The sequence below is a fragment of the Pseudomonas sp. URMO17WK12:I11 genome (assembly GCF_007677725.1).
Classification (GTDB): domain Bacteria; phylum Pseudomonadota; class Gammaproteobacteria; order Pseudomonadales; family Pseudomonadaceae; genus Aquipseudomonas.
In genome coordinates, this window is sequence record NZ_VEDF01000040.1 from 1 (window position 1) to 445 (window position 445).

Here is a 445-nt window from a genome sequence, read left to right on the forward strand (position 1 = left end):
GAGCGTTACGAATACCAGGGCCAGTACAACTGGCAGAAACAGGAGCGCGGCGACTGGCTCAGCCGCGTGCAGATCGAGCAGCGCGAATCCCAGGCGCGCCGCGTGCACGGCCAGGGCGGCGTGCGCCAGTTGCAGGCCGGCCGCTGGTTCGAACTGACCCAGCATCCGCTGTACGAGCGCAAGGCCGCCGAGGACCGGCAGTTTCTGCTGATCGAGGTGCAGTTCTTTGCCGAAAGCAACCTGCCCATGGCCCAGCAACGCCGCGAAGCGCCTGGCAGCCTGGCGCCGCTATTCAAAACAGTACGCCCTGCGCCGGACGACTCGCTGCTCGGCTCGGCCCTGAGCGAAGCTTCTTATGGCTTCTTCATCAGCCACTTCGAAGGCCAGCTGCACAGCGCGCCGTACCGTAGCCCGTTCGAACACGCAAAGCCGACGTCGCCTGGCC

Annotated in this window: 1 protein-coding gene; it reads left to right on the top strand. The window is 65.8% G+C overall.

Annotated features, from left to right (window positions below):
- Positions 1-445, top strand: a 445-nt coding sequence (locus FS665_RS23155; protein ID WP_178108400.1) for a contractile injection system protein, VgrG/Pvc8 family, incomplete at both ends; no start/stop codon positions are given.